The organism is Actinocrinis sp., from assembly GCF_035605935.1.
Classification (GTDB): Bacteria; Actinomycetota; Actinomycetes; order Streptomycetales; family Catenulisporaceae; genus Actinocrinis.
In genome coordinates this window covers 1-6,532 of the sequence record NZ_DATNGK010000094.1, presented here as the reverse complement: position 1 = coordinate 6,532, position 6,532 = coordinate 1, and the positions used below count along the sequence as shown (strand labels likewise).

Sequence of the window (6,532 nt, the reverse complement as noted above, 5' to 3'; positions counted from 1 at the left end):
AACGGTCGAGCGGTCGGCACAGTTGCCGATCGGACGGGTGGGGGAGTAGCAGCGGTCGTTTCGGCTGTCCCACCACATTGTGTGTAGGTAACCGCCGTCGGCGCTGATCGCCGGGTAGGACTGGTCGCCAACCGGTGACGGTGAGATCAACCTCGGCGCGGTGTGTGTCCCGGTCGCGCCGTTGTAGCGGACGAAGTATGTCCCCGCCTGGCTGCCGGTGCCGCCGCCCTCGGTGCCATACGTGTTGCCGGTGGCTACCTGCGTCCCCGGGATGGAGGCGTTGTAGACCAGGTACACATACTGGTGCGCGTGGTCGCGCTGATCGGTGGTCGAGTCGGTGGACGAGTCATTGCGGAAGAACGTGTACCCCGCAACACAGGCGTCAATCCCGTCGCCGCAATCGCGGTTCGTGCCACCCGCCGTCGACTGATCGGTCTCCTCCCACGGCGCATAGGTCACTAGCTGGGTCGGCTTCGAGAACGTGAGTCCACCGTCCGTCGACTTCACGATCTGCACCCCGGCCGGCTGACCGTTCTTCAAGGCGCCGGTGTCGTAGGTGACGTAAACGTCGCCGTTTCCAGTGATATCGATCCGCGGATCCTGCAGGTTTCCCGATTTTGGCGTCAGCAGCATCGGCGCCGAGAAGGTAGCGCCATGGTCGGTTGATCGCACGAAGTAGATGTTCGAGACGTTGAAGCCCGTGAACCGCGACCAGGCGAAATAGACGTTGCCGTCAAACCGGCCGCCGGTGCGGTCGGCCTCGATGGCGGTCTTGTCGTTGAACTTGCCGGTCGCCGCAGCCGACGAGCCCTTCGCCACCGTGACCGTGCCGACGTAGCGCTTGCCGTCGTTGATGGAGCCTCCGCCCGAGTTCACGTAGGTCGCGACCCATTCGTCGCCGAATCCCTTGGGGCTACCGCTGGGATCGCCGGAGCTTTCGGAACCGAAAAACGCACGTCCATGCCCGTCCCACGCGATCACCGGGTCACCGGCGCCGGCCGTCCGAATATGTGCCAGCGCGGCGAACGGCGACGTGTCGCCGGGATAGCCCGGAACCAACGAGCTTTGGAAGCTCGCACCGGCGTTCTGGGAACGATAGTAGCCGAGCCAGACGGGACCGGCCGGAGTGCCCGTGGCCGGATCGCCAGGCGGACCGAACACGCCGCAATAATCGTTTGAGCTACCCAAGATCACGCTGGCATTGCGCGGATCGATAGCTACTGCCGGCTCGTTCTGGCGCCCTCTGGCGACAGAGCATTCCCTCAAGATGCCGTCCGTGTACGCCTGACCGGTGGCAAGCGTGTAGGCACTCACATATCCGCCACCACCGTTGTCATTCGACAAGCGCACGTTCGTGCTCGGCGCCGCAGTCGCACCGCCGACATTCACCATAAAGGCGCTCACCAGGACCGCCGCCCCAATCAGCTTCCGCATTCCGTCCCCCTCCCAGACACTGGCGCTTCTGGCGGACGGTAGTCCGTTGCTGCGAATCGGTCAAGCTATTCCCTTATTGTTCACTCTAACCAGCGAATGATGCAACCGGCAGATTCACATCAACGCTGTTATGACCGTTCCGAGCGTCAGGCGGTCTCCGCCACCAGCTGCTCGGCGATGTCCAAGTACCGCGTCGCGCGCACGCCGACCCAGAACTCCACCGCGCGCTGCAGTTCGACCTCGCCCGCAGCCCGGTTGCCGTCGCGGATCATTGCTCGCGCGGCCAGCAGCCTGGCCAGCGCCTGCTCGGGCTTGCTGCCAATCTCGCCCAGCTCATCGCCGGCGTCGGCGTACCGGCCCTCGATGATCAGCTGCGTGACCGTCGCCCATCGCGACGGACCCTTGATGTCGTGCACGGCAAGCCGTTCCGGCTGGTCGGTCAATGCCAGCGCCAGCGCGAACACCGTCGACCAGGAACTCCACACCACCTTGCCGGGGCCGGCATCGGCCAGCTCGTCGCACAGGTCGGCCACTCGCCGCCGGGCGTTGCGGTCACCGCTGGTAGCGGTGATCAGGGCCGCATCGGCCAACGTCGGGAGCAGCACCTGCGGCTCCCCCGAACGCCGGCAGAAATCGAGCGCCTGGGCGGAATGGGCTTGGGCGTTACCCTCGCCGCGGGCTGCCGCGATCCTGGCGCGGGTGGTGTCCACAGCCGCCTCCATGTAGTGCGGCCCCACCTGTGCCACCCACCGGTCAAGACGCGTGAACGCCTCGTCCACGGCGTCCCAGTCGCCGTTCAGAAACGCGAGGATCCCCAGCTCGGTCTCGAACCACACCACCTGGAAGTCGATGCCGAAGCGCCGCGCCACCTCGGCTCCCCGCTGCTCGAGCTCGGCCGCTCGACGGAGGTCGCCGAGTTCGGCCAGCGTGCTGCCCAGGTTCTTGCAGCCGCGGATGATTCCCTCTACTGCGTTGATCCGGTCGGCGATTTCGAGACTCGCCTCGAGGTCGGCCAACCCACCCAGATCGCCTCGATTCGTGACGCGCACCACGCCGCGGGTGTTCAGCACGTGGCAGCGAATGTCCTCCAGGTCGAACTCCTCGGCGATGCCGAGGGCTCGCTCGCAGAGTGCGATCGTCTCCTCGAACTGGCCACGCAGCATCGTGTTCACGGCCAGCCGGCTGGCGACGTGCGCCACCGTCGGGGACGGTTCGGCTTGCTCGATCAGGCTCTGCGCCCTGGAGGATGCCGCCCGCGATTCCTCGCTGTGTCCGACGTTCCAGTAGTGGAACCCATTCAGCATCTCTGCCTTGGCGGCGTTGCCGAGATCGCCGGAGGCGTGGAGACTGTCGCGCGCCTCGATCAGCCACTGATTGATCTGGGCGCGGTTCATGCCCAGCCCCGCATCGGCGGCCGCGATCACCAGTTCCGGCCAGGCCGGATCATCCTTCGGCCACAGCACGAGCGCCGCGTAGTAGTGCTGCTGGGCGGCCGACAGCGAGTTGAGCGCGATGGCTCGGTCGCCCGCATCGCGCAGCGCCATGCGCGCGCGCAGCTCGAGTTGCTCGGTCGGCTGCCCCGCATCACGCGCGTACTCGAGCGCCCGCGCATAGTGGTGAGCGAGCATGTCGGACACGTCACCGCGGTCGGCGGACAGCGATTCGATCCACGCCGCCGCCCGTTGGTGTTTGTCGGCGCGCTGGACGCGGGGGATCTGCCCGTACGCCACGTCACGCATCAACACGTGGCGAAACGCGTACTCGGTGTCCGCCGCAACCGTCGATCGTCGTTCCCGCCGCAGCATCTCTCGCCGTTCCAGCGCGTGCAGGTGAGCCTCGACCTGATAGGGATCGGTGCCGCTCATGGAGGCCAGTGCTCCCAGCCAGACCACCTTGCCCAGCACCGAAGCGTCCTGCAGCAGGCGCTTCTGATCGGCCGGCAGGTCATCGAGGCGGGCGGCGATCAGCCCTTGCACGGACTCGGGAACCGGCAGCTCCGTCGTCTCCGACAGCCGCCAGCGGCCCCGATCGTGCTGGAGGTGGCCGCGGTCGATCAGCATCCGCACGTACTCCTCGGCGTATAACGGGTTCCCCGCCGCCGTGCTGAGAAGCATGGCCTGGGTTTCGGCCGGCAGCAGCGCCTGCTCCAGCAAGGTGCTGATCAGTCGCGCGATGTCCGGGTCGTCGAGAGGAGACAGCGCCACCGTGAGGGCGTTTCGCTTGCCGCCACCCCAGCCGCCGCGACGGTCGAGCAACTCCGGACGCGCCGTGCAGACGATTAGCATCGACACGTCGCTCGACCAGTCGGCCAGGTGGTCGATGAAATCGAGCAGCGCATCATCGGCCCAATGCAGATCCTCGAATACCAGCACAAGCGGATGACGGTCGGCCAGCGCCTCCAGGAAGCGGCGCCAGGCGGCCGCCGCCTCGCTGGAGCGGTTTCCGCTGGTACTGGTCACCCCCTCCAGCCCCGCCAGCGCTCGCACGTGCTCCTCGACCCAGGCCGCCTCGAGCGGGTCGCTGATCATGTCCACCACCGTCGCGCGCAGCTTCCGCCCTGCCTCCTCGGCCGCATCGGTGTCGAGGATGCCCGCCTGCGCCTTCACCATCTCGCCAAGCGCCCAGAAGGTGACGCCTTCGCCATAGGGCAGCGAGCGTCCCTGACGCCATGTGATGAAGTCGGGATCGCGTTCAACGGCCTGCATCAGCTCCCACACCAGCCGGCTCTTGCCGATGCCAGGTACGCCGACCAACGTGACCAGCTGCACGGCCCGCTCCGAGCGGCAACGGCGAAGCGCATCGACCAACAGGTCGACCTCCTCGCCACGCCCCACCAGCGGCGTCGTGGGCCGCTGGACCACATCGATACCCAGCCGCGCGCGCGCCTCGACCGCCTGCCAGACCTGCAGCGGCTGTGACTTGCCCTTGGCCACGACCGGCTCGGCGCTGCGGTAGGTGATGGCACGGTCGGTGGCGTGGTACGTGGTCTCGCCGACCAGGATGCCGTCGACCGGTGCGGACGTCTGCAGGCGGGCGGCCGTGTTGACCACGTCACCGGATGCCATGCCCTCGCCACGGGCGGCATCAGCGCTCAGCACCACCAGCGCCTCGCCGGTGTTCACGCCCACGCGGACGTGCAGGTCAAGCTCAGGGTCCTCGTCATTCAGCCGGTCGATCGCGGCCCGGATCGAGAGGGCGGCTCGCACCGCCCGTTCCGGGTCATCCTCGTGGGCGACCGGTGCGCCGAACAGCGCCATCACGGCGTCGCCGATGAACTTCTCGACCGTGCCCCCGTAGTGCTCCAACTGCTCGCGCAACAGGGCGTGGTAGGGGGCGAGCGTTCCGCGCACATCCTCAACATCCATTCGCTCGCTTCGGCTTGTGAAGCCGACCAGGTCGGCGAACAGCACCGTCACGATCTTGCGCTCCTCACGCTGCGCCACTTCGCCGGTCGCCAAGGGCGCGCCACAGGCTCCGCAGAAGCGGAAGCCGTCTGGGTTCGCCTGGCCACACGCGGTGCAGATCGTCACCGGTCGAGTCTACGGCCTCGCCGTAAGGGATCGCTCAGACGTACCGATCAGGTGCTGGCCGAGACCGTCGCCTCGTCGCGCAGGTACTGGTGCACGAATGCGATGGCCATGCTCCCTTCGCCCACTGCGGCTGCCACGCGCTTGACCGGGCTGTAGCGGACGTCGCCGCAGGCGAAGATGCCGGGGACGCTGGTCTCGAGCAGGTACGGGTCGCGGCCACCGCCGGTCCGGGCCTCGACCGGCACGTCCGGCCCTGTCAGCACGTAGCCGTTGTGGTCGGTCGCGATCTCGGACGGCAGCCAGGCGGTCTCGGCATCGGCGCCGATGAACACGAACAGTCCGCCGGAAGGGAGCCATTCGCTCTGGCCGGTCTGCGAGTCGCGCACCTGGATCTCCTCCAGCCGGGCCTCGCCACGTACGGCCGCGACCTCGCTCGTGTGGCGGACGGCGACATTCGCCTGGGCGGAAACCTGATCGAACAGGTACTGCGACATGCTGCGCACGAGTCCGGCGCCTCGGCACAGGATCGTGACGCTGCGCGCGTGCGTGGCGAAGAACAACGCAGCCTGCCCGGCCGAGTTGCCGGCACCGACGATGTGCACATCGAGTCCGTGCACACTCGACGCCTCGCTGCGCGCAGCGCCGTAGGAGATGCCCTTGCCCACCAGCGGCTCGAAGCCTTCGATCTCCAGCCGACGCCATGACACGCCGCAGGCGAGGATGATGGTGCGCGCGCGAACCACGTCCCCGCCGTCCAGATACACCTGCCGGCTAGCAGCGTCGATACGGGTGATCGTTCGTGTCACCACGATCTCGGCGCCCAGCCGGTGAGCCTGCTGCAGCGCGCGGCTGGCCAGCTCGTCGCCGGACACGCCGGATGGGAATCCGAGGTAGTTCTCGATCCGCGAGGACGTACCCGCCTGGCCACCTGGCGCCTCGCGCTCGATCACGATCGTGCGCAACCCCTCGGACGCGCCGTACACCGCCGCGGCGAGGCCGGCCGGCCCGCCGCCCACGACCACGGTGTCGTACTCCGCCGCCTCGGCCTCGGTTGCCAGCTGAAGCAGCTGTGCGACTCGTCGAAGATCAGGCTGCACCACCGTCTTGCCGTTCACCAGCCGAATCACCGGGCAGTCCTCCGCCGCCGGGAGAGGGCCGCCCCAGACGGCTTCGCCGTCCGCGGCATCGGCGGTGATCCATCGGAATGTGACCTGGTTTCGGTCGAGAAAACGGCGCAGCTGGCTGGTGGCGGGATCCCAGCGCTGGCCGACGACGATCGCGCGTGGCGGCGGGGTTTCGGCGGTGATCCCCTGGAGCCTGCCGATTCGCTCGCGCGCGAGCGCTCCAAGCCGTTCGCCCACCTCGGGCGACTGGGCGACCGTGGCGTGATAGTCCTCGGCCTCGAGCCGCATCAGGCGGGTCGGCTCGACCGCGCGGAAGCCGAACGGAAACGTCGTTCCAAGCGCAATCGGCACCTCGCCCACCAGCTCGCCGGGGCCACGACCACCCACCACCCGCAGGATGCCATCGACCATGTTCACCGTCTCCAGCCGACCCTCGAGCACCGC

At 67.9% G+C, this 6,532-nt stretch carries 2 protein-coding genes and 1 pseudogene; all 3 read right to left on the bottom strand.

Annotation, left to right across the window (positions count from 1 at the left end):
* A pseudogene (locus tag VN779_RS08640) lies at positions 1-1,161 on the bottom strand (sialidase family protein); the annotation flags it as partial.
* Between the two features lie 419 nt (positions 1,162-1,580).
* The gene (locus VN779_RS08635) at positions 1,581-4,964 is read right to left on the bottom strand and encodes an AAA family ATPase (protein WP_325721918.1); all 3,384 of its coding nucleotides are present in this window, start codon (positions 4,962-4,964) and stop codon (positions 1,581-1,583) included.
* Between the two features lie 47 nt (positions 4,965-5,011).
* Positions 5,012-6,532, bottom strand: a 1,521-nt coding sequence (locus tag VN779_RS08630; RefSeq protein WP_325721917.1) for an FAD-dependent oxidoreductase, incomplete at its 5' end; no start/stop codon positions are given.